Below are 23544 nucleotides of genomic sequence, written 5' to 3' on the forward strand. Positions count from 1 at the left end.
CGTCACCCCGCCCAGGTCGGCCCGTGGCCGAAGGGTGCCGTTTCGCCAGTGCATAAGTCGCGGCGCCGGCGACCGGCGACCGGCGGGCGGCGCTGCCGGCGTGGCCGATCAACGGCGCAACATGGACGCCGCTCTTCCGCGCTTCAAGAACACAAGGACGCCGAATTCCACAGTAACCCATTGCCTCCAAGCCACTTAAAATATCATGGCACAAAATCCGACAATTTCACGCGTCTCATTCCGGAACCCCGCTCCGCGGCAGCATTCCCGTCTGCCGCGCTTCGGCATCCCGCACCGGCAGGAGACCCGCGTGAAACACCGAGTTCCCAACCCACTGTCCGCCCCATTACTGCTGTCCGCCACGCTGCTGCTGTTGCCGGCGGCCAGCCCGGCTGCGAGCAGCATCACGCGCGCCGTCGTCGGCGCCGGCGGCGGCACGGCCGCGGGCGCCACGGCGTCGGTGCGCTCGACAGTGGGGCAGGCTGTCATCGGCGATGCCGTCGGCGCGACGATCAGCATCGGCGCCGGCTGGTGGCTGCAGGCGCCCGGCGCCACCTCGGGCGTGCCGGAGGACCTGCCGCTGCCGCTGGTCTTTCGCGCCTACCCGAACCACCCGAATCCCTTCAACCCGCGCACGACACTCGCATTCGACCTGCCGCAGGCGGCCACGCGGGTGAGCCTGCGCCTCTACGACCTGCACGGCCGGCTCGTCACCGCGCTGATCGATGGACCATTGCCTGCCGGGCGACACGGCGTGGTCTGGAACGGCGCCGACGATGCCGGCCGTGCGGTCGCCTCGGGTGTCTACGTCTCGGTGCTGGAGACGCCCCTCGGGCGCGCCAGCGGCAAGCTCACGCTGGTGCGCTGACGCGCCGGTATCCGTTCTCGACATCGTGATCAGGGGGATGACAGGACATGAGCAAGAAGCAGATTCCGCAATCGCTGGTCGCTGCGCTGGTCGCGATCATGCTGGTGGCCGGCGTGGCCATGGCGCAGCCGACGATGGTGAGCTACCAGGGGAACCTGGATGTGAACGGCACGCCGTTCACCGGCAACGCGCAGTTCAAGTTCGCCATCATGTGCGGCACGACCAGCCCGTGGTCGAACGACGGCACCAGCAGCAACGGTAGCGAGCCCACGGCGGCGGTCACGCTGCCGGTGGCGCAGGGTGTGTTCAGCGTCCTGCTCGGGGATCCGACGCTGTCGATGACTGCCCTGACCGGGGCCCTGATCTACAGCTGCACGTCGCCCGACCTGCGCGTGTGGGTCGACACCGGTACCGGCTTCGAGCAACTGACCGACCAGCCGCTCGCCAGCAGCCCGTTCGCCCTGAAGTCGACCTACGCCTCTGGTGCGATCGGCACCTTCAAGGTGAACGATGGATCCACGACGACGTTTTCGGTCGACGGCACCACCGGCATGGCCGACGTCGGCTCGATCCGCTTCCCCGACAACTCTGTGCAGACGACGGCGGCCACCGGTGGCGGCGCCGACGGCGACTGGATCGTCAACGGCGTCAACATGTCGTCGGGCGTGACGGGCAATGTCGGCATCGGAACTGACACGCCGCAGGCGAAGCTGCACCTTTCCGGAACCGGCGACGCGCCCGAGATCCGACTGAACGGCGACAGCACGATGCTCAGCGGAGAAGTCTGGGGCGCCCAATCCCTGTATAACCTGAACACGACCCTGCTCGGGCGCACCTACTGGAAGGGCGGCGCGTCGCTGGCGCCGGACTTCACCATCGACGCGCGCAACAAGATCGATGCCTTCACCGTGGACGGGGCCACGGGCGTGGTCGGCATCCACACCCCTACGCCTTCGTCGTCCAAGTCCTTGACGCTGCAGGGCGTCAGCGCCAACTCGGGCTGGCTGCAGTTCCGGACCAACGCCGGCGCCGACGTCTGGCATCTGACCCATGAAGGCGGCGGCCTGAATTTCGTCGTGAGCGGCGTGGCGGCCAACCGCCTGGTGCTGATGCCGGGCGGCAACGTGGGCGTGGGCACCGCCGCGCCGAGCGCACGGTTGGAAGTGGCCGGCAATGCCGTCATCACGGGCAACCTGACAGTGCAGGGAACCATCTCCGGGGGCGCCGGTGGCGCTGGCGGATCGATTGCCATCCCTTCGTCGGCTTTCCTGGAGTCGGACACCAACCTGATGGACGTACACCGCAGCAACGTGATCCTGAACGGTCGCACGGCCGGCCAGGGGTTGACGTTCGAGGCGCCGATCTACCTGCCCGATGGCGCCACCATCACCGGTTTCGTGATCTACGTGACCGACTCGGACGCGACCCGCAACGTCCAGACGTTCCTGCTCAGCCATCCGTTCACGGCGGGCGCGGGCGCCATCATCGCCACCCTGGCAACAAGCGGCACTCCGGGCCGCACGATGTTGTCGAATACGAGCCTGGCCACGGTCGTAAACAACAACACCAACCACTACGTGGTGGCGTGCAACTGGACGACCCCCACCACCGTGACTGCTGTGGCCGTGCACGGCATGCGGGTCACCTACACGCTGCCCTGAGGAACACCATGCGACTGCTGCGCACCGCCACGTTGAATCTGGTCCTGGTCGCCCTGGCGGCGACCGGGGCCGGCGCGACTTGCATCGACTACGCGAGCGGCCCGGTACTGCGTGGTAATGCCGACACTGGCACGTACGCCTGGGCGGTGGCCGTCGCCGACGATCTGGCCTTCGTGGCGGACGACGACGGCAACCTCGCGATCATCGATGTCGCGGACCCCGACCAACCCGCCGTCATCGGCAACGTGGACCTGCCGGGGCGCGCGCGGAGCGTGGCCGTGGCTGGCGATTTCGCCTACGTCGTGGTCGAGTTCGGCAGCGTCCACGTCATCTCGATCGTGACGCCGTCGAATCCGGTCCTGCTCGGCAGCCTGGACACGCCGGGACTGGCCTACGGCATCGCCGTGGACGGTTCGTACGCCTATGTGGCCGACCACATCTTCGGCCTGTCCATCCTGGACCTGGCACAACCGGGCGCGCCGCAGACGGCCGGCAACGTGGACACGCCGGGGATCGCCACGAACGTGGCGGTGTCGGGCAACCACGCCTACGTGGCTGACGGCAGCGCCGGTATCCAGGTCGTCGCGGTGGGTGACCCGGAGGCGCCCCTGGTCATCGGCACAGTCGACACGCCGGGAAACGCCGTCGGCCTGGCGCTGTCGGGGGGCCTGCTGCTGGTGGCCGATGGCACCGAGGGGTTGCGGATCGTCGACGTCACGAATCCGGCGGCGCCGGTCTCTCTGGGCGGCGTGGACACGCCCGGCGTCGCGTTGGGCGTGGCCGTCAATGGTATCCACGCCTATGTCGCAGATGACGAAGCCGGACTTCAGGTCGTGGATTTCAGCAATCCCCAGGCGCCCCGCATCATCGGCCGCATCGAAACGCCTGGCAGGCCGGTCGCCGTACACTACGCCGCAGGGTTGGCCTACGTGGCGGACTACGACAACGGCCTGCAGATCGTGGACCTGGCGCGGCCGGCCTCGCCGCTGATCGTCGCCGCAGTCGACACACCCGGGCAGGCCAAGGCCGTCGCCCTGACCGCCAGCTACGCCTATGTGGCGGACGATGCCGGCGGGCTGAGCGTGGTCGACATCAGGGATCCGAAGGAACCGGTGCTGGCCAACACGCTGCCCCAGGCCGGGCCGCCGCTGGGGATCGCCATCGTCGGCACGCTCGCCTATGTGGCCGCCGCGGAGAACGGGTTGCAGATCTACAGCCTCGCCAATCCTGTCAGCCCGACCCTGTTGGGCAGCGTGGACACACCGGGCATCGCCCAGTCTGTGGCTGTGCAGGGGAACATCGCCTGCATCGCCGACGGGCTGTCGGGACTGCAGATCATCCGCGTTACGGCGCCCACCGAGCCCCAACTCATACGGACGGTGGACACGCCGCACAACGCCGCGTCAGTTGTGATCAGTGGGCAATACGCCTACGTCGCCGACGGCGCCTCGGGCCTGCAGGTCGTCAGCATCGCCTCGCCGACGGCGCCGCTGCTGGTCGGCGGCGTCGACACGCCGGGTTCGGCCCAGAGGGTCGCCGTGGTGGGCTCCACCGCCTACGTCGCCGACTTCTGGAACGGACTGCAGATCATCGACGTGACCAGTCCCACCGTCCCCCAGATCGTCGGCGCGCTCGATACGCCCGGCACCGCCTACGGCGTGACCGTCGCCGACGGTGTGGCCTACGTCGCGGACGACCTGTACGGCCTGCAAGTCATGGATGTCGCCAACCCGTGCGACCCCCGGCTGGTGGGCAGCCTGGACACGCCGGGCCAGACGCTGAGCACGACGGTTCAGGACGGGTTGGTCTATGTGGCGGACTACCTCGCGGGGCTGCAGATCGTCCCGGCGCAGTGCGGCTACGCCTCGGCGGTGAGCGATGAAGACCGGTCACCGGTCGGTCCGGCGCCGACGCTGCGCGCCTGGCCCAACCCCTCGACCGGGGAGTTCTTCCTGCGCGCACGGCGGGATCGCGGGGCGCCCGTCCGTCTGGACATCCTCGACGTGGCGGGGCGGCATGTGCGAACCCTGGTCGTCGACGAAGGCGCGGGGGCGGAGCCGGTGGTGCGCTGGGACGGGCGCGGCGAGGACGGACGCACGGTGGCGGCCGGTGTGTATTTCGCGCGGTCGACCACGCCGGCGGGCGCGGCGACGGCGCGGCTGGTGCTGATCAGATGACGGCGATCACGATCCGAGGAGTGGCACGATGCGCAAGACGATCCATCCCCTATTCCTGGTGCTCGGCCTGCTGCTGACCGCGGGCGGATCCGGCTGTGGCGGCAAGAGCGATCCCACGGCGCCGCCGGGCGCACGGGTCACCGTCGAGTCGAGCCGCCAGGCCACGCGGACCATCGGTCCGGACGGCGGCGTGCTGACGACCACCAGCATCTCCGGCGTCACCTTCACGCTGGAGATCCCGGCATTCGCGCTGCCGGCCGACGTGGAAATCTCCATGGCGCCAGTCGCTGCCATCGCGGACCTGCCCTGGTCGGGCGGATTGGCGGCGGCCGTGCAGCTGGAGCCGTCGGGCTTGACCCTGATCCGGCCGGCGATGCTGACGGTCGCGAATGCGGCGCCGCTGGGCGTCGGCCAGCAGATGGTGGGGTTCAACTACGAAGGCGACGCCGCGACGTTCGAGCTGACGGTCGCCGCGCTGGGGGGCGGGGCCATCCGCGTGCCGGTGCCGCACTTCAGCGGCGCGGGTGCGGCTGCGGCCACGCCGGAAGAAGTGGACGATTCGGCCTGCGAACGGCCCGGCTTTCGTGATCGGTTGCGTTGCATCGCGCTCGACAATACGAACATCCGCGAACGCTTCCTCCTGGCGGCGCGCGCATCGCTCAACGATGTCGTGGTACCGGCCGTCCGCGGCGACGGCGGGTTCCCGTTGCGCGATGCGGTCATCGACGAGTACTTGGACTGGTACGATCTGATGCGCGGATTCGCCGTCTACTTCGAGGCGCCTGACTGGGAGGACGTGCTTGCCGAGGACCTCAACGCCGCGGATGAATTGGTCATCGAGCGTCTTCGAGACTCGATCGCTGCGCACAAGCAGCAGCTCTGTACGGGCGCCCGCGACCTCGAGACCCTGGTCGCGATCTTCGAGCTGAACTGGCTGGCCAAGGCCACGGCCTTCGATATCGAGGAACACGGGCTCGCCGAAGCGCAGGTGCTCGACGGGCTCTGCGCGGAGGTCGTCGTTGAACACTTCGATCTGCCCGAGCCCCTGCCCGTCGGGGTTGACGTGTCGGCGGATGTCGACCTGAGGCTGGATCTCGGCGGCGTGCCCGTGGACGTACCGTTCCAGGTCCAGGTGTACGGACAGGTCGAGTGCGCGGGCCCGGTCGCTTCCTGCGAAGGACGGAGTGATGCGGCCGGCGTCTTCACGGCGGTGGTCCGGCGGGTCGACGAAAGCCAGAACTACCTGTGGCTGACCGCGAGGCCCGTTCTGCCGCTGTTCAGCCCGGAGGGCGGGTTGACGCTGGCCACCGTGCCGATCTTCGGGCTGGCTTCGCTGTTCCGAGGGACGAGCGGCACTTTGACCGATTTCCTCTCGGTCGTGACGCCGGGCACGCCGACTTCATTCGGGGTAGCCGTGGTTCGCGAGGTGAGCGAGGACGTCTTCGCGCCGTTGCCGAATGTACTTGTCACGTGTGTGGTCGACGGCGGCCAGGCAGATCCGGTCGTCGCGATCACCGATGGTGACGGTGTAGCCAGAACCATGATCACGGCCGACGCAGGGGTCGATTCGGTCATCGTGCAGTTCAGTGTCAGCGACAATGGCGTGGTACTCAGCCGCGGCCGGGCTGCCGCGCTCGTGGTCAGCGACGGCGGTACGATCACGTTGATCGAGCGCATCAGCGGGTCCTACGCCAACACGGCCGATGTCGGAAACTGTCCGCCCCAATCGGATCCCCATTGGGAGACGACGTCCGGCTTCGTGACGCTATCGGCCGGGGTCGGACAGACTTGTACCCCAGAGGACCCGGACATTGACGACTGGACAGCCACCGCGTCGAGCTTTGTCAGCCAGTCTTCGGATTCCGGGATCGCCGCCGATGGGCGGTCGGCCGTCATGACGTTCACTGCCACGGGAACGTCACAGGCGTCCGCCACGAATGCGACCGCCAGAACGTATTACAGTGCCGACTTCAACGTCCATTTCGAGATTCAGGGGGGACCGATGACATTCCAGCTGGACGCGATGGTCGATGCGAGCATCCGCGGCGGGATCTCCATTACGCTGCAAACCGCCGATTGGGACGTTCTCTACGAGTGGGAACACTATGTGGGGGACGACGGCCCTTCATCGATCCTGGTCGCCGGCAATCTGCCGCCCGGCCGCTATCGGGGACAGGTCCAGGTGCAGGGAAGCGCCACTGCGAACGTGTGGGCGTCATCCTTCTGCAGCGGGCAGGCGACGCTGACGCTGAATCAGGCGACGGCGGCGCCATGAAGTCCGCGGAGGACCGGCGGCACGACACCGCCGGTCCTCCGGTCTTCCTGCCCCGAACGTGCCGTCGCTACACCAGCCGCGCCATCACCGTCAACGTCCGCCCCAGTCCCAGCTCGCCCAGCGCGCGATAGACCTTTGCCAGCCGTGCGCCTTCACCGGCCGCATGCAGGTTCTTCTCCAGCTGCATGCGCTTGCCGTGGACGACCTTGCCCAGCGCAGGGTCGGCGATGTAGTCCTCGCCCATCAGGGCGAACGCCTCCAGCGGGAAGCTGGCCAGGTGCGCGCACGGCTCGAAGCCTTCGCGACGCAGCAGCGCCTCGAGGTCGGCGCGGTCGAAGTAGTTCAGGTGCTCGCGCGGCGAGACCCACCAGCGGGCGTGGCCGCGCAGCCTGACGAGCGCTTCCTGCAGCGGGTTGAAGTCGTTGGGCGCGGTGACCGAGACCAGGCCTCCGGGCGCCAGGGCGCCGCGCGCGGTGCGCAGCATCGCCGCCGGGTCGGGCACGTGCTCGAGCACGTTGTGCAGGTGGACCACGTCGACCGGTTCCAGGTGGGCGATGGCGGCAGGCGTGAAGAAGTCGATGATGACGTTCTCGCCGAGCGTGTCGCGCGTGTGCAGGGCCGCGGGGCGGCCGGGTTCCACGCCGACGGTGCGCCAGCCGCGCCTGGAGCCGTACTGGACGAACCAGCCGGGGCCCGAACCCACATCCACCAGGGAACACCGGCCGGCCGGCAGCAGTTCCTCGAACAGGTCGTACTTGGCGCCGAACTCCAGGTGCCACCAGTCCAGGTTCGCGCGCTGGCTGGCGATATACGACTCGTGGAGCGTGCCGTAGAAGTCCTCGGTGTAGAGTTTGTCGATGGCCGCCGGCTCGGGAAGGGGCATCACGTGGCGGAATCCGCACCGGTGGCAGGCGATGACGTCCACGTCGTGGTTGCGGGCCACGACCTGGCCTTCGTGGGCGACGGCTGCGCCCAAGGTCGCGCCCGTTGACGCGGCAACCTGCTGCGCAACAGCAGCTTCAGTGGACCCCAGTGCGGTCCTGGCGGCATCTTCGAGACGGACAGTCATTCCCGGGCTCCATTCCTCGAGTCGTCGACGGCACACCCTCACGGACGCTGCAGTATCAAGGACGGTGCCAGATGGAGCCCGCCCGGCGACGGGCTCGCCGTTTGCATACCGGGCCCGTCACCAGGAACCGGAAGACCGGCGAAGGAGCCCCGCATGGCCGCGACGACCACCATCCCCCATCCCGCGCGCGCGAACACGACCGCGACGACCGCCTGCCCGTTGTGCGGGTCAGGGGGCGGCACGCCGGTCGCCACGCAGGTCGTGCCGGCGCTGGCGCCCGATGCCGACCACACCGACTGGCCCGTGCGCGCCATCGCCTATCACGGCTGCCCGGACTGCGGCACGATGTCGCAGTATCCGCTGCCGGAGCCGGGCGAACTGGACCGCTACTACGCTACGGTGCGCATGGCGCGCCACGTGCCGGCGGCTGCAGCGGCCAAGCAGCGCGTGTACGACGATCGCCACGACCTGCTGCGCCGCATCACGGGGCTGCGTTCGGGCACCTGCCTCGAGGTGGGCTGCGGCAACGGACTGCTGCTCCAGATGATCGCCGAGCGCTGGGGATTGCGCGCGTGCGGGCTGGAGCCGTCGTCGTCGTACGACACGCAGCCGCAGGTGGCCATCACGCACTGCACACTCCAGGATTTCGCGCCGCAGGCACTGGATTGGCCTGCACGCTACGACCTTGTCTACTGCCGCCACGTGCTCGAACACGTGACCGATCCCGGCGCTTTCCTGCAGCAGATGGCGGCACTGGTGGCGCCCGGCGGCTGGCTGTACGTGGAAGTGCCGTCGTCGACGCTGCATGCGCGGCGCGGCCTGCCCGACAGCGGGCAGAACATCCACGCCGTGCACCTGCACCACTACACGGGCCCGGGGCTGGCGACGGCGCTGGCCTCCTGCGGGCTGACCGTCACCCATCTCGAGGACCGGGACGTGCACCGCTACCCGTCGCTGTGCGTGGCGGCGCAGCGCGGGTTCGATGCCGCCGGGCAGTTCCGCGAACAGCTGGACCGGCAGCAGGCGCGGTTCGTCCGCGCGGCCGAGCGGCTGGTCCGGATCCTGCACGATGCGGACGGCGCCCCGGTCGTGGTCTGGGGAGCGGGCGCCGACCTGGGACAGGTCCTGCCGCTGGTGCCCGAGGCCGTGCGCCGGGGGCTGTGGCTGTACGATCGCAGCCCCACGAAGCAGGGTCGCCGGCTCCTGGGGGTGCCGATCCTGGACGACCGGAAACTGGCGGAACTGGGAGCGGCCCGGCTGGTGGCCGGCTGCGGCAACCGGACGCTGGTGGACGATATCCGTGCAGAGGCGGCTGAGCGCTTTCCGCAGGCGCCGCTGGCGGAACTGTTCGACGCGGACTTCGACAAGGATGCCGAACGCTGACCGGGGCCGGGGACGGCCCCCGGGGAAGGACGGGGCGAGGATGGAAGCGAGCTTTACCAACGGGACCGGCCCGGACATGGCCGCGGGCGGCCCGGGCGACATCTACGCCGGCAAGACGATCCTCATCACGGGCGGCACCGGCTCGCTGGGCAACGCCCTCGTCGAGCGCTTCCTGAAGACAAGCGTGCGGCGCATCATCATCTACAGCCGCGACGAGTTCAAGCAGTACCACATGGAGCAGAAGTTCGCGGCGCATCGCGCCCGGCTCCGCTTCTTCATCGGCGACGTCCGCGACCGCGCCCGCCTGTACCGCGCCTTCACGGGCGTCGACTACGTGATCCACGCGGCGGCCCTCAAGCACGTGCACCTGATGGAATACAACCCGCACGAGGCCGTGCAGACCAACATCGTCGGGGCCATGAATCTGCTCGACGCGGCCATCGACCGCGGCGTGAAGAAGGTCGTGGCGCTGTCGACCGACAAGGCCGTGAACCCGGTCAATCTCTACGGCGCGACGAAGCTCGTCTCGGACAAGCTGTTCCGCGCCGCGCACGCCTACTCGGCCGGCGGCACCCAGTTCGTGGTCGTGCGCTACGGCAACGTCGTGGGCAGCCGCGGCTCGGTCATCCCCTTCTTCCGCCGGTTGACCGCCGAGGGCGCCGATTCGCTGCCCATCACCGACAGCCGCATGACGCGCTTCTGGATCACGCTCGACCAGAGCGTGGACCTGGTGGTGCGCGCGCTGGAGACCGGCGGCGGCGGCGAAGTGTTCCTGTCGCGCATCCCGTCCTGCCTGATCACCGACGTGGCACGCGCGGTCAACCCGAGGGCCAAGCTGGTCGAGACGGGCATCCGCCCGGGCGAGAAGCTGCACGAGGTGATGCTGACCGAGGACGAGGCGCGCTCGACCTTCGACTACGGCGATCACTACGTGGTCTATCCCCTGGCCTACGCCGAGAAGCTGCAGGAGCACGTGCGCCCGGGCGGCGTGCTGGTACCGCGCGAGTTCCGCTACGCGTCCGACACGAACGACCAGTGGCTGTCGCTGGCCGACCTCACCATGCTTCTGGGCGAGGTTGCCGGGGAAGAGGCCCTTGCCGTGGGGGGCCGCGCATGAAGCGGTTCCTGCCGTACGGACGACAGGACGTCGGCGCCGAGGAGTCGCGTCGCGTGCGCGACGTGCTCGAATCCGACTGGCTCACCCAGGGTCCGCGCGGACCGGAGTTCGAGGCGGCCCTGGCTGCTTCGTGCGGCTCGGCCCATGCCGTGGCCGTGGCCAACGGCACGCTGGCCTTGTGGCTGGCCTGTCGCGCCGCGGGCCTGGGCCCGGGCGACCGGTTCATCGTCCCGGCTATCACCTTCGTGGCCACGGCCAACGCCGGCGTGCTGTGCGGCGCCGAGCCGGTGTTCGTGGACATCGACCCGCGCACGTTGACGCTCGACCCCGCGAAAACCGAGGCGGCGCTGATGACCGTGCCGCGTATCAAGGCGATCCTGCCGGTGCACCTGGGCGGTCGCGTGGCCGACCTTCCCGCCATCAAGAACCTGGCCGACCGCTACGGCGCCGTCGTCATCGAGGACGCCTGCCACGCCATCGGCACGAACTGGCAGGATGAAGGCAACGCCTGGCATCGCGTGGGCGACGGCAGCCACGGCGTGATGACCTGCTTCAGCTTCCACCCGGTGAAGTCGGTCACCACCGGCGAGGGTGGCGCCGTCACGACCAACGATCCCGCGCTGGCCGAGAGGCTGGCGCTGCTGCGCACCCATGGCATCACGCGCGAGCCCTCGCGGCTGCAGCGGCGCGACGGTCCCTGGTACTACGAGATGCATGAACTGGGCATCAATGCACGACTGACCGACATGCAGGCGGCGATGGGCCTGGTCCAGTTGCAGAAGCTGGGGCGCCTGCGCCAGCGTCGCCTGGACCTGGTGCGGCGCTACGACGAGTCGTTCGCGGGCCTGCCCGGCCTGGTGACGCAGGCGCGACCGCAGCCCGACGAATCGTGCTGGCACCTGATGATCGTACGTTCGGACGCCCGGGACGAGCTGTATGACGCGCTGGCCACGGCGCGGATCGGCTCGCAGGTCCACTACTTCCCCGTACACCTGCAGCCGTACTACCGGCGCACGTTCGGCACGGGTCCCGGACTGTGCCCGGAGGCCGAGGCCTACTATCGGCAGGCGCTTTCGCTGCCGTTGTTCCCCTCGATGAGCGACGCAGACCAGGCGCGCGTGATCCGCGAAGTGCGCAGGTTCTGCGCGGGCCGGGCACGCACGACCGAAACAGTGACTGTGGCCGCCGACAGCCGGCACGAGCAGCTATGAACGGGTTCATCGCCGAGATCTCCAGCAACCACAACGGCGATCTCGCGCGCTGCCGGAAGCTCATCGCCGAGGCGGCGCGGGTCGGCTGCACGGGCGTCAAGTTCCAGCTCTTCCGCATCGACAAGCTGTTCGCGCCCGAGATCCTGCGGGTGAGCCCGGGCCATCGACAACGTCGGCGCTGGGAACTGCCGCTGCGGTTCCTGCCCGAGCTTTCGGCGGCGGCGCGCGATGCTGGCCTGAAGTTCGGCTGCACACCGTTCGACCTCGACGCCGTAGATGAACTGGCGCCGTACGTCGACTTCCTGAAGGTCGCCTCCTACGAGTTGCCGTGGCTCGACCTCGTGCACGCCTGCGCGGCGACCAGCCTGCCGCTCATCGTCTCGACCGGCATGGCCGACGCCGGCGAGGCCTGGTCTGCCGTGGAAGCCGCGCTGGAATCCGGCTGCCGCGACCTGACGATGCTCCACTGCGTCAGCCGCTACCCGGTGCCCGAACACGCCTGCAACCTGGCCGCCATCGGCACGCTGCGCGAGATGATGGCCGCCAACTTCGCCCCTGACTGGCCCGAGGTCGCGTTCAAGGCGGGCTGGTCGGACCATTCGGTTTCCGCCGGCGTCATCGGGCGCGCCCTGCGGCACTGGGCAGCCGACACCATCGAGTTCCACTTCGACCTCGAGGGAGAAGGGGCCGAGTTCGGCGGCGGCCATTGCTGGCTGCCCGACACCATCGCGCCCGTGATCGCCGGCGGCTATGCTCCCGTGGCGCCGGACTGTGACGGATCGGGCCGCATCGCGCCGCTTCCCGAGGACCTGCCCGAGCGCGCCTGGCGCGCCGACCCCTCGGACGGGCTGCGGCCGACGCTGGCCGTGCGCCGCGACTGGCCGCGCACGCAGCCGGAATCGCGCCGGACAGGCCCGGATGTCTACCTGGTCGCGGCCGGGCAGGGACTGGGGCACGTGGCCCGGTGCCTGGCCGTGGCCGAGGCGCTGCGTGACGGGCACGACGCCGACACGTTCTTCTTCACGCCCGACCTCCCCGGCCCGCGCGCCCTGCTCGATCGCAACGGCTTCAACCACAGCACCTTCGTGGACGAGGACGCGCTGGTGCGCGACATCTCGTTCCTGGCGTCGCTGTCGCGTCGCGGCGGCCCCGCCGTCTGCATCCTCGACGCCGACACTGCGGTCGACGGACTCGCGCGTCGCCTGCGCGCCGATGGACATCTCGTCGTCGTCATCGACCAGCCCGGCTGCGCTGCGGGCGACCTGGGCATCATTCCCTCGTACGGGTGGGAGCCACCGGCGGGGCGCGATGACCTGGTGGGCGGCCTCGGCTACCTGCTCATCCGCGAGGACGTGCTGGCCTGTCGTGACGAGGCTCCTGCCGACGACGACCCGCGTCCGCGCGTGGTCGTCTGCTTCGGCGGCAGCGACCCCAATGAGTTGACCGCGCGGGTGTCCGCCGCGCTGCACGACGTGGCGTCAAGGCTGCGGGTGCAGGTGGTGCTGGCGCCGACGGCGCCGCACGCGCGCATCAAGGCGCAGGTGCTGGGTCGGCGATATCCCGAGCAGGCGATCATCGCCTCGGGCGACCCGCTGGAGCCGATCCTGGCCGGCGCTGCGCTGCTGATCACGGCCATGGGCGTCAGCGTCGGCGAGGCCCTGGCCCTCGGCACGCCGGTCGCGGTGCTCAGCAACTACGATCACGACGCACCGACGGTCGCCAAGCTGGTGCAAACCGGCGCCGTGGCCGACCTCGGACGCCACGACGCCGTGGACCAGTACGCCCTGGTGCGTGCCCTGGCGGTCCTGCTCGAGACCGGGAACCTGGCGACGATGCGGCGGGCAGCCCAGGGCGTCGTCGACGGCCAGGGCGCCGTCCGCGCCGCCGAACACGTCGCGAAGCTCGTCGCCCAGCGCCGGGCCCGGCCATGCTGAAGCTGGGGACACTCTTCCACCTGAACCTGATGTACTCTTCCATCGGGCCCGAGCGGCGCGCCGAGGTCATCGCGCGCTGCTATCACCGCGTGCTGGACCTGTGCGAGGGCGGCGTGCCGGTGGCGGTGGAGGCGAGCGGGCTCACCCTGGAGATGATCAACGGGCTCGATCCCGCCTGGCTCGACCGCTTCCGCGGGCTGCTGCGCGAAGGGCGCGCCGAGTACGTGGCCAGCGGCTACAGCCAGGTCATCGGGCCGTTGGTGCCGGCTGCCGTCAATGTGCGCAACCTGGACCTGGGTCGACGCACGGCCGAACGGCTGCTGGGCCTGGAGCCCGGGCTGTGGCTGGTGAACGAGATGGCCTGGAGCGGCGGCCTCGCGGCACTCTATCGCGAGGTCGGCGCGCGCGCCGTCATCATGGAATGGAACAACGCCTGGCACGCCCACCCCGAATGGGATGGCCGACTGCGCTGGCACTGGCAGCATGCACAGGGTCCGGACGGCGACGGCGTGCCTGTGCTCTGGGTCGACACGTTCGATTTCCAGAAGATGCAGCGCCTGTGCGCCGGCGATATCACCCGCGACGAGTTCCTCGCGCACTGGCGCGCGCGGCGGCCGGGCCCCGACGAGTCGACCGCGCGTCACGCGCTGCTCTACGGCAGTGATGCCGAGGTCTTCGACTTCCGGCCCGGTCGCTACCGGGACGAGCACGGCGGCCTGGACCGGCAGCCTCGCGGCGAATGGGACACCTTCGCGGCGGCCGCGCGCTGGCTGGCCGACGAGCCGGGCATGCAACTGGCGCCGCTTGTGGCCACGCTGGCCGAGCCACCCTCGGCGCTTTGCGGGTGCCCGTTGCGGCTGGAAGCGGTCGGGCAGCCGGTGGCGGTCAAGAAGCAGGAGAAGTACAACCTCAACCGCTGGGCGGTGACCGGGCGCGGCGACCTCGAGCTGAACACGGCCTGCCATGTGCTCGCGCAGCGGTACGCGGCCGACGCCATCGTCGATGACGACGCCTGGCGCCGCCTTCTCTTCCTGTGGTCGAGCGACCTGCGCACGCACCTGACGGAGGATCGCTGGCGGGAAGTGGCATCGCACGCCTGCCTGCCGCTCCTGGCGTGGCCGGACGCCGGCGACGACAAGGCCGTAGCGACGGGTGTCGACAGCATTGAGCTGGCCGGCGAGTCGGCGCGCGTGACGCTCAATCCGCGACGCGGCCTGGCGGCGCGGGCCATCACCTTCCCCGCCTGGGGACCGGAGCCCGTGCTCGGCACGTTGCCGCACGGCTATTTCGACGACATCACGCTCGGCGCCGATTTCTACACGGGGCACGTCGTGGTGCAGCGCCCCGGGTGCGCCAAGCAGACGGACCTGGGGCCGTCGGCCTGCCGGCTGCGCGCCAACGGACGCGATGCCGTAGGCCGCACCACGGACGGCGACCTGGCCGTGCGCAAGGAATGGCTGGTCGATCCGCACGCCCCCGCGGTATCGTTGCGCGGCGAGCTGGAACTGCCGGCGCGTCGCGCCGCCGAGATCCATGTGGCTCACGTGACGATCGTGCCCGGCGTGTTCGACGCCGCCAGCCTGGGGTTCGCCGTGCGCAACGGCGGTCGCGAGCGCGAGGTGTTCCGCTTCCGGGACGGTCCGGTGCACCACGGCGAAGCCTACTCGACGCTGGTCACCGCCAAGGGCGGCCTCGGCGCCACCGACGGCGTGCTGGTCATCGGCGATGATCACCGGCGCCTGGTGCTCCGGCACGACCCGACGGTCTCGGCCCTGGTGCCGACCGTGCGCTTCCTGCCGGGCCGCGACGGACGCTACTTCCTGCGCGTGCGCTGGTCCGCGCAGGAGATCGACGAGACCTTCGTGCCCGGGAACGAGCCCTGGCACGTGGCCTGGGCGCTGCAGATCACGGCCGAGGACCGCGGCCTGGCTGACGACTGAAAGGTTCGGGAGCATGATCCGCGTACTGCTGCTGCTGGGACGACCGCAGGACGAGGCCGTAGTCACGGCCCTGGCCGCCGAACTGCGCCTGCGTTGCGCGCAGGTCGATGTCCTTCCCGGCGAACGCGAGCTGCCCGACGACTACACCGTCGCCGGCCTGCCCGTGCGGCGCGATGCGTCGTTCCTCGAGCCGTGGCTGACCGGCCCCGGGCGCAAGATCTTCATCGACCCGATCGGTCCTGGCGCCGGCAACCGTTTCGGCAGCCAGGTGGCGCAGCTGATGTTCCGCTTCGGGCTGCCGGTCATGAACCTGGAGGGCCTGTCGACGCTCTCGACCGAGGATGCCGCCGCCTTGAACGCTGCCCGCGCCGAGCGCTATGCCAAGCGGCTGCCGGCCACGGCTGAGCGGCCGGAAACGGCCCCTGACGGGCGTCCATTGGCCGCTGATCTGGGGTATGAGCGCTATGTGCGGCTGATGGGGCTGGCCGGCGAGATCACGCGCGACCTGGCGGACGGCTACTCGCTGCTGGACATCGGGGGCGAGGATGCCGCCCTGCAGCGCTTCGTGCCCGGCGCGCGCTACGAGGCCTATTCGGGCTTCATCACGCGCGCCACGCCGGCGCCGCAGCCGGACGGGGCGTACGATGTCGTCGTCGCCGCCGACGTGCTGGAACATGTGGACCCCGCCGAGCGCCCGTTCTTCCTGCAGGAACTGCTGCGCGTGGCGCGCCGGCGCGTCGTGTTCTCTTTCCCGCAGCCTGCCGCCGCCACGCACGAGGCCTTCCTGCTCACGATGCTGCCCGGCCACCGCTGGCTGGAGGAACACCGGGACTGCGGCCTGCCCGACCCCGCCATCGTCGAAGCCGCGCTGGCGGATGCTGGTGCAAGTTGGCGCGTTGCGCCCAACCACAGCCTCGCTTCGTGGTCATACGCGGTGCTCTTCGACCACCAGCCCATGGACGAGCAGGCCCGCATCGACACGAACCTGTTCCTGCAGCTGGAGAATTTCCCGCGCGAGAACGTCGGCGAGTGCTACCGGCTCATCTACGTGGTGGATAAGGAATAGGTCCGCCCCTCGCCGCTCACTCGAGGCCTATCCGCATCACCCGCGTCCGGCCGAATCCCGTCAGCACTGACTTGTCCTCGCGACCGTAGAACGGCGACACGTAGCTGTCGGCAATGAAGTGGAAGCCGTCGGCCGCGAGGGCGCCCGTGGTCGGATCCACGAACATCTCCTGCCGAGCCGTCAGCACACGGCAGTCGTCGACGAGTCCGTCCGCGCGCAGCCGGAAGCGCGCGACACGATCCAGCCCGAGGAAGTTCTGCACGACGATGAGCCCGGTGCCGTCCGGCAGCAGGTAGAGCCCATCCACGCCGCTGGTCGTGAAGTCCGCGCCGGGCACGGCGGCTGCGGAGATGACCCCGTCGTCCAGGTCCACCCGCATGATGCCCAGCAGGTAGGCACTCACATACAGGCAATCGCCGCGCGGGCCCACGCAGAGGCCATTGGCGCCGGGCATCGCCCCGGGGGCGGTCAGCGCCACGGGCGCGCCGCCGTCGGGCCCGAAGCGAAGCACCTGGCCGCGGTCGGAAACCGCCACGGCGCCGCCGCCGTCCGGCAGCACGCAGACATCGTTGAAGCCGAGGCTGTCGCGCTGCGCCGTGACATGGCGCCAGAGCAGATTGCCGGTATCCAGGTCGAAGACATGCACCGCCGAGGTGGCGACCGTCGCCGCGTCGAACAGCCCGTCGTCGGCCTGCGCCGTACTGACGGCCCACAGGCGCCGGCGTTGCGCGTCGACGGCCACACCCAGCCCGGCCAGGTAACCGTGGGCGCCGGGCGTGATGAAGTCACTGGCGGTACCGTCGCGCGCCACGCGCAGGATCTTCCGCTGCGCGACGCTGCTCACATAGAACACGTCGTCGACCGGGTCGTGGCAGATGCCCTCGGGGACCAGGTCGGCGACGGGCATCGTGAACGAAAGCCCGGGCGAGCCCTGCGGCGTCAGCGCAGCCTCGGCTGCAGCCAGCAGCTGCGGCCAGTCGGCATGGCCGTGCAGCGGCGCCAGCAGCTCGAAGTCGGCCAGCTTCACCTCGACACCCCAACCCACCAGTGCCCGCAGATCCTGCATCGCCTCGTCGCTGCGGCCCAGCTGCGCCAGGGCCTCGGCATGGCGTCGCTGCAGCGCGGGCTGTCCCGGCGCCAGGGCCAGGGCGCGCCGGGTGGCGTCGAGGCAGGCCTCCCAGTCGGCGCTCGCGGCAGCGGCCACGGCCTGTTCGTAGGCAATCTCGACCGGATGCCGCACGGGCACGGTCGACGTGTCGGCCCCCGACCCCGCGGCACACGCCGGGACAACGCTCGCGAGCAGCAGCACAAGCAGGGCGGACATCGCTGAACTGCACATGGGCAGGAACTCCCCGGGTCCGGCAAACGGTTCGCGTCCCGGCCGGCGGCAGGAATGCCGGCACGACCGGCCATCAAGGAACGAAGAGTCGGGAGCCGGCGCCAGATTGGCGCTGCCGCGCCCGGCGGATCCTGTGCTAACATGGCCCGGCGTCGTCACGGCCGACGACCGCGCCCCGGAGGGATCCATGTCCGCGCCCCTGACCGTTCTCTGCGCCGGCGCCTACGGCATCCGCAATGCCGGCGACGACCTGCCGCTCATCGCCCTCATGGAGGGCTTGCGCTCGGCGCTCTCGGGTCGCGAACTGCGCTTCCGCGCGCTGTCGCGCCATCCCGACGCCGAGGACGCCGCGCTGCTCGGCGCCACGCTGGTGCCGAACCTCGAGCACGAGAGCGGCGCAGCCGCGCGCGGCCGCTGGTTCAACGGGATGAACCCCGACGATGACCCCGCGATCTTCGCGAACGTGCAGGCCGAGATCGCCGGCTGCGACCTGCTGGTGCTCGGCGCCGGCAACGCATTGCTCGACCAGACCATCGGCCTGCTCCACGGACCGGTGCCCCTGATGGCGCTGTACGGATCGCTGGCACGCCTGCACGATCGTCCGGTCATGCTCTACGGGATGAGCGTGGGTCCGTTGCGCACCGAATGGGGACGCGACCTGTCGCGCCAGTTGATCGGCGATGCCGCAGTGGTCACCGTGCGCGATGCCGAGTCGTTCGCGCTGTGCCGCGAGCTGCTGCGCCGTCCGCGCGAGATCCACCTGCTGCCCGACGCGACGCTGGCCGTGGCGCCGCCCGAACCCGGTCGCGGGCGGCAGGTGCTCCGGCTCGAGAACATGGATGTGCCCGACGATCGGCCGGTCATCGCGCTGGGCCTGCGCGACCTGGTGCGGCCGCTCGGCGATCAGGCCGGCCGGCGCCAGGAAGCCGCGGTGCTCGGCCTGCTCGAGCGCTGGGCCGACCGCGCCACCTTCCTGTTCGTGCCGCAATCCACCTATCGCGAGGACGATGACCGCGTGCTGGCCGACCGCCTGGCCGCGCAGGCGCCTGCCGGCTGCCGCTGTCTCGTGGTGCACAAGCGCCACCACCCTCTCGACCTGGTCTCGCTCTACGGCCTGGCCGCGGTCACCGTCGCGAGCCGCCTGCACGGCGCGGTCTTCAGCGCCATTGCCGGTACGCCGCCGGTGGGCCTGGACTACCTGCCGAAGATGCGCGGCTTCCTGGACCACCTGCCGGGGTGCCACGAGCGCCTGGCTCTCGAGACGCTCACCGCCGAAGGGCTCGACGCCGCCGTCACACACCTCGTCAACGAGAGCGAACAGCGACGCCTGCGACTCGCGGCGCGCGTGACCGACCTTCGCCGCCAGGCCGCGCGCTACGCGACACTGGCTGCGGGCGAGCTGTCGCGCTCGCGCCCCCGGGATACCTGAGTCGCGCCTGGCGGCGGCCCCTGGGACCGCCCGGCTCTGGTCCGGATCCTGCATGTTTGCAGTCGATTGCGTGAACTGCCGCGGCACCGGCCCCCTGGCCGGAGCCGGTGGCCGATATCCGGGCAGGCGTGGCGGGGAGCCAGCCAGCCCGCGTTGCCGCGTCCGGGCATCGAGGCCCGGCCAAGACGCCCCCTGAAGGAGCCGGCATGCGCCTGGAAAGCCGTCTGGAAGGCAAGATCGCGGTGGTCACCGGCGCCGGCCGGGGACTTGGCCGCGCCATTGCCGAGCGCTTCGCCGCCGAGGGCGCCGACGTGGTCGTCAACTACCGGCAGGACGAAGCCGCTGCCCGCGCCTGCGCCGCTGCCATCGAGGCCGCCGGTCGCCGCGCCCTGGTCCTGTGCGCCGACGTGACGAAGCGCGCCGACGTGCGCGCCCTCTTCGCCGCGACGGTGGCGCACTTCGGCCGCCTCGACATCCTCGTCAACAACGCGGGCATCAACCGCGTGTGCCTGTTCGAGGAGATCAGCGACCAGGACTGGGACGATATCCTCGACACGAACCTCAAGGGTCCGTTCATCTGCTGCCAGGAGGCGTTCAAGCACCTGAAGGCACGCGGCGGCCGCATCATCAACATCGCCTCGGTGGCCGGGCAGTACCACGGGCCGAAGACCGTGCACTACGCGGTCAGCAAGGCCGGGCTCATCTCCCTGACCGCCGCGGTGGCGCGCTACGGCGCGGAGCACGGCATCCTCGTGAACGCCGTGGCTCCCGGCATCATCGAGACCGACCTGACGCGCGACGAACTGCGGGGCGCCGGCGGCCAGGCCGTGGTGGCCCTGACCCTGCTGAAGCGGCCCGGCCAGCCGGACGACGTGGCCGGTGCCTGCGTGTTCCTCGCCTCCGACGAACAGAACTACATCACGGGCCAGGTGCTGAGCGTGGCCGGCGGCGCGGTGCTGCCGTGAGCACATGGGTCCCCGCCCCCTGCCTGCTGGTGCTGGGCGGCAGCACGGACCAGCTCTTCATGCTGAAGACGGCCCGTGACATGGGACTGCGCAGCGCTTGCCTCGACGGCAATGCGCGAGCGCCGGGCCTCGGCGCCGCCGACCTGGCCGCCGCCATCGACTTTTCCGACCTGCCGGCCGTCTTCGCCTGGGTCGACGCGCAACGCGCCGCCGGTGAATCGCTGCAGGGCGTGGCCACCATGGGCAGCGACGTGCCGCACCTGGTTGCCGCCATCGCCGCGCGCTACGGCTGGTGCGGGCCCAGCCCGGAGACGGGAAGCCTGGCCACCGACAAGCTGGCGATGAAGGAACGCTTTGCGGAGATGGGTGTGGGGGTGCCGCGGTTCGGCGCGGTGTACGACGGCGGCGACGTGCGACGGTTGTGGCGCGAATGGAACTGTCGTCAGGTCGTCATCAAGCCCACCGACCGCGCCGGTTCGCGCGGGGTGCGCGTGCTCTCGCGCGACGACCAGATCGACGACGCTGTCGAACATGCCCGCGGCCAGGGCCGCAGCGGCGACCTGCTGCTCGAGGAGTACGTGCCCGGCCCGCAGATCTCCACCGAGACCATCATCTGGCGCGGTCGCGCCGTGACGCCGGGATTCGTCGACCGCATGTACGATGGCATGGCCTCGTTCCAGCCGCAGATCATGGAGAACGGCGGCTGGTTGCCCTCGTTGCTGGACGGTACGCCCGCGCGCCGCGAGGTGGAGGCGCTGGTCGAGGCGGCCGCCCGCGCGCTCGGCATCGAGAGCGGTGTGGGCAAGGGCGACGTGGTGGTGTGCCCGCGCCGCGGTCCGCTCATGATCGAGATGGCGGCACGGCTGTCCGGCGGCGACTTCAGCGCCGGGCTGGTGCCGCTGGGAACCGGCGTGAACTACGTGCGCGCGGTGATCGACATCGCGCTGGGGCGCGAGCCGGACTGGGCCTCGCTCGAGGCCACGCGTCACACCACCGTGGCGAACCGCTACTTCTTCCCGCCGGCGGGCCGGCTTGAGGCGGTCGAGGTGCCACCCGACTTCCGCGCGCGGCCGGGCGTCACCAAGCTGGAACTCGCGTACGGACCCGGAGACATCATCCCGCCGATCACCAGCCACGGCCAGCGCGGCGGCGTCATGGTGCTGACGGGGCCCGACCGCGCGACCGTGCAGTCCCTCGTCGACGAGGGGTATGCGCGGGTGAGGTTCCGCATCGACGGCCAGTGGCGCACGGGCGAGCCGGGCGGCGCTGCGCGCTGACGCGGCCCGCAACGGGGCTGCGTCACACGCCCACGATTGACGACAACTGCCGCGTGCATGATCCTGCTCCCATCACCCTCTGCCGGAGGTCCGCCATGCCGCGCCGCGCCGCGTTTGCCCTGCCTGCCCTGCTCGCCCTCTCGGCCCTGCTCGCCCTCTCGGCCCTGCTCGCCGGCTGCGGCGAGGAGATCTCCGGCGAACTGCCCCTCGACCAGGCCCGCGTGCGCGCCGCCGAGGCGGCTTTCGGCCTGGATTTCACCAACGCCGAACGACAACTGCTCTTGCCCGACCTCCTCGACCAGCGTGCCGCCTACGTGGCGTTGCGCGCCCGGCAATTGCCCAACGCCGTGCCGCCGGCCCTGCGCTTCGATCCCTGGCTGGATATGCCGGACCAGCGCGACAGCGCCGCCGGCCTGCCCGACGTGCCCGCGCGCTGGGCCGACCCCGGCCCGCAGCGCCGCCCGGCCAGCCTGGATGACCTGGCCTTCGCCGACGTCGCCACGCTGTCGCGGCTCGTCCGCGATCGCCAGGTGTCGTGCCTCGAACTGACCGAACTTTCCCTGGCCCGGCTGCGCCGCCACGACCCGAAGCTGCACTGCGTGATCACGCTGCTGCCCGAACGCGCGCTGGCCCGCGCCCGCGAACTCGACGCCATGCTGGCGCGCGGCCAGTACCTCGGCCCGCTGCACGGCATTCCCTACGGCGCCAAGGACCTGCTCACGGCCGCCGGCGCGCCGACCACGTTCGGCGCCGAGCCCTACCGCAACCAGGTCATCGACGGCGACGCCACCGTCATCCGCAAGCTGGAGGCCGCCGGCGCCGTGCTGGTAGCCAAGTTCTCGCTCGGCGAACTGGCGATGGACGACCAGTGGTTCGGCGGCACCACGCTGAATCCGTGGAACCTGGAGCAGGGTTCGAGCGGCTCTTCGGCGGGTTCGTCCAGCGCGGTCTCCGCGGGGCTGGTGCCGTTCGCCATCGGCAGCGAGACGTGGGGTTCGATCGTCTCGCCCTGTTCGCGCTGCGGCGTGACCGGCCTGCGCCCCAGCTACGGGCGCGTCAGCCGCGAGGGCGCAATGGCGCTCAGCTGGAGCATGGACAAGCTGGGCCCGATAGCGCGCACGATCGACGACTGCGCCGTGGTGCTCGACGCCATCCGCGGGCCCGACGGGCGCGATGCCAACGTCACGCGGGCGCCGTTCCCCTACGACGCACAGCGCCCGCTGGCCGGCCTGCGCGTCGGCTGGCTGCGCAATGCGTTCCACGAGTCGCGACCCGACAGCCTGGTCGACGCCGAGGCGTTGGCGGTGGTCGAACGCCTGTGCCGCGAACAGGGCGCCGTGTTCACGCCGGTGACGCTGCCCCTGGACAGCCTGGGCGTGGACATCTACGCACTGTCGATCATCCTGACGGCCGAGGCCGCTGCCGCCTTCCAGGACCTGACTCTCGACGGACGCGACGACCAGCTGGCCCGCCAGGGGCGCGGCGCCTGGCCGAACATCTTCCGCGCGGCGGCCTTCATCCCGGCGGTCGAATACGTGCAGGCGAACCGGCAGCGCACGGTGCTGATGCGCCTGATGGCCGATGTCATGCGCGAGGTGGATGTGTACGTGACGCCGTCACTGACCGGTCCCAGCCTGCTGGTGACCAACCTGACAGGCCACCCGCAGGTCGTGCTGCCGAGCGGCGAGGGTCACGACAATCCGCTGGCCTCGCTCAGTTTCGTGGGCCGCCTGAATGATGAAGCGACGATGCTGTCCGTGGCGCGCGCGTACGAGCAGGAGACCGAGTGGCATCGCCGTCATCCGCAAGGTTGGCAGTAGGGAACGGAAAGGA

General features: G+C 70.4%; 15 protein-coding genes and 1 pseudogene. 14 read left to right on the top strand and 2 right to left on the bottom strand.

Going from position 1 to position 23544, the window contains the following annotated elements; genetic code table 11:
* The first annotated feature begins 310 nt into the window (after positions 1-310).
* The 4 genes from IPG61_17255 (at position 311) to IPG61_17270 (ending at position 6981) form a co-directional block, all read left to right on the top strand.
* Positions 311-868: a hypothetical protein gene (locus IPG61_17255; protein MBK6735788.1), complete on the top strand. Its 558-nt coding sequence runs from the start codon at positions 311-313 to the stop codon at positions 866-868.
* Positions 869-915: 47 nt separating this feature from the next.
* The gene (locus tag IPG61_17260) at positions 916-2529 is read left to right on the top strand and encodes a hypothetical protein (protein ID MBK6735789.1); all 1614 of its coding nucleotides are present in this window, start codon (positions 916-918) and stop codon (positions 2527-2529) included.
* Between the two features lie 8 nt (positions 2530-2537).
* Entirely contained in the window at positions 2538-4706 is a 2169-nt protein-coding gene (locus IPG61_17265) for a hypothetical protein (protein ID MBK6735790.1), read from the top strand.
* 190 nt (positions 4707-4896) lie between these two features.
* The gene (locus IPG61_17270) at positions 4897-6981 is read left to right on the top strand and encodes a hypothetical protein (protein ID MBK6735791.1); all 2085 of its coding nucleotides are present in this window, start codon (positions 4897-4899) and stop codon (positions 6979-6981) included.
* A gap of 67 nt (positions 6982-7048) precedes the next feature.
* Here IPG61_17270 and IPG61_17275 read toward each other — a convergent pair whose 3' ends face one another.
* Positions 7049-8050 (bottom strand): class I SAM-dependent methyltransferase, encoded by a 1002-nt coding sequence (locus IPG61_17275; GenBank protein ID MBK6735792.1) that lies wholly within the window; start codon positions 8048-8050, stop codon positions 7049-7051.
* Positions 8051-8203: 153 nt separating this feature from the next.
* Between IPG61_17275 and IPG61_17280 the strand changes: the two genes are divergently transcribed.
* The 6 genes and pseudogenes from IPG61_17280 to IPG61_17305 all read left to right on the top strand — a co-directional run bounded on the left by IPG61_17280 (position 8204) and on the right by IPG61_17305 (position 16701).
* Complete coding sequence (locus tag IPG61_17280) at positions 8204-9433, top strand: class I SAM-dependent methyltransferase (protein ID MBK6735793.1); 1230 nt, start codon at positions 8204-8206, stop codon at positions 9431-9433.
* 100 nt (positions 9434-9533) lie between these two features.
* The gene (gene pseB, locus IPG61_17285; protein ID MBK6735794.1) at positions 9534-10550 is read left to right on the top strand and encodes a UDP-N-acetylglucosamine 4,6-dehydratase (inverting); all 1017 of its coding nucleotides are present in this window, start codon (positions 9534-9536) and stop codon (positions 10548-10550) included.
* Entirely contained in the window at positions 10547-11761 is a 1215-nt protein-coding gene (gene pseC, locus IPG61_17290) for a UDP-4-amino-4,6-dideoxy-N-acetyl-beta-L-altrosamine transaminase (GenBank protein ID MBK6735795.1), read from the top strand. The genes pseB and pseC overlap by 4 nt, the downstream gene beginning before the upstream one ends.
* Positions 11758-12618: pseudogene (locus IPG61_17295) on the top strand (N-acetylneuraminate synthase family protein). The gene pseC and the pseudogene IPG61_17295 overlap by 4 nt, the downstream one beginning before the upstream one ends.
* A gap of 1070 nt (positions 12619-13688) precedes the next feature.
* On the top strand, positions 13689-15635 hold the full coding sequence (locus IPG61_17300; protein ID MBK6735796.1) for a glycoside hydrolase family 57: 1947 nt from the start codon (positions 13689-13691) through the stop codon (positions 15633-15635).
* Positions 15636-15648: 13 nt separating this feature from the next.
* Positions 15649-16701 (top strand): class I SAM-dependent methyltransferase, encoded by a 1053-nt coding sequence (locus tag IPG61_17305; protein ID MBK6735797.1) that lies wholly within the window; start codon positions 15649-15651, stop codon positions 16699-16701.
* Positions 16702-16717: 16 nt separating this feature from the next.
* Here IPG61_17305 and IPG61_17310 read toward each other — a convergent pair whose 3' ends face one another.
* The gene (locus tag IPG61_17310) at positions 16718-18025 is read right to left on the bottom strand and encodes a hypothetical protein (protein MBK6735798.1); all 1308 of its coding nucleotides are present in this window, start codon (positions 18023-18025) and stop codon (positions 16718-16720) included.
* 202 nt (positions 18026-18227) lie between these two features.
* On the opposite strand from IPG61_17310, the gene IPG61_17315 reads away from it, so the two are divergent.
* The 4 genes from IPG61_17315 (at position 18228) to IPG61_17330 (ending at position 23531) form a co-directional block, all read left to right on the top strand.
* Complete coding sequence (locus IPG61_17315; GenBank protein MBK6735799.1) at positions 18228-19469, top strand: polysaccharide pyruvyl transferase family protein; 1242 nt, start codon at positions 18228-18230, stop codon at positions 19467-19469.
* 206 nt (positions 19470-19675) lie between these two features.
* Positions 19676-20434, top strand: coding sequence for a 3-oxoacyl-ACP reductase FabG (locus tag IPG61_17320; GenBank protein ID MBK6735800.1), 759 nt, complete (start codon positions 19676-19678; stop codon positions 20432-20434).
* Complete coding sequence (locus IPG61_17325) at positions 20431-21711, top strand: ATP-grasp domain-containing protein (GenBank protein MBK6735801.1); 1281 nt, start codon at positions 20431-20433, stop codon at positions 21709-21711. Before IPG61_17320 ends, IPG61_17325 begins: the two co-directional genes overlap by 4 nt.
* 95 nt (positions 21712-21806) lie before the next feature.
* Positions 21807-23531, top strand: coding sequence for an amidase (locus IPG61_17330; protein ID MBK6735802.1), 1725 nt, complete (start codon positions 21807-21809; stop codon positions 23529-23531).
* Positions 23532-23544: the final 13 nt, after the last annotated feature.

It is taken from the genome of bacterium (assembly GCA_016703265.1).
Taxonomy (GTDB): domain Bacteria; phylum Krumholzibacteriota; class Krumholzibacteriia; order LZORAL124-64-63; family LZORAL124-64-63; genus CAINDZ01.

Bases quoted from the DNA above. Each gene is read 5' to 3' on its own strand.
- IPG61_17300 (MBK6735796.1), top strand. From the start codon at position 13,689: ATGCTGAAGCTGGGGACACTCTTCCACCTGAACCTGATGTACTCTTCC.
- IPG61_17275 (MBK6735792.1), bottom strand. From the start codon at position 8,050: ATGACTGTCCGTCTCGAAGATGCCGCCAGGACCGCACTGGGGTCCACT.
- pseC (MBK6735795.1), top strand. From the start codon at position 10,547: ATGAAGCGGTTCCTGCCGTACGGACGACAGGACGTCGGCGCCGAGGAG.
- IPG61_17330 (MBK6735802.1), top strand. From the start codon at position 21,807: ATGCCGCGCCGCGCCGCGTTTGCCCTGCCTGCCCTGCTCGCCCTCTCG.
- IPG61_17265 (MBK6735790.1), top strand. From the start codon at position 2,538: ATGCGACTGCTGCGCACCGCCACGTTGAATCTGGTCCTGGTCGCCCTG.
- IPG61_17320 (MBK6735800.1), top strand. From the start codon at position 19,676: ATGCGCCTGGAAAGCCGTCTGGAAGGCAAGATCGCGGTGGTCACCGGC.
- IPG61_17305 (MBK6735797.1), top strand. From the start codon at position 15,649: ATGATCCGCGTACTGCTGCTGCTGGGACGACCGCAGGACGAGGCCGTA.
- IPG61_17260 (MBK6735789.1), top strand. From the start codon at position 916: ATGAGCAAGAAGCAGATTCCGCAATCGCTGGTCGCTGCGCTGGTCGCG.
- IPG61_17280 (MBK6735793.1), top strand. From the start codon at position 8,204: ATGGCCGCGACGACCACCATCCCCCATCCCGCGCGCGCGAACACGACC.
- IPG61_17310 (MBK6735798.1), bottom strand. From the start codon at position 18,025: ATGTCCGCCCTGCTTGTGCTGCTGCTCGCGAGCGTTGTCCCGGCGTGT.
- IPG61_17315 (MBK6735799.1), top strand. From the start codon at position 18,228: ATGTCCGCGCCCCTGACCGTTCTCTGCGCCGGCGCCTACGGCATCCGC.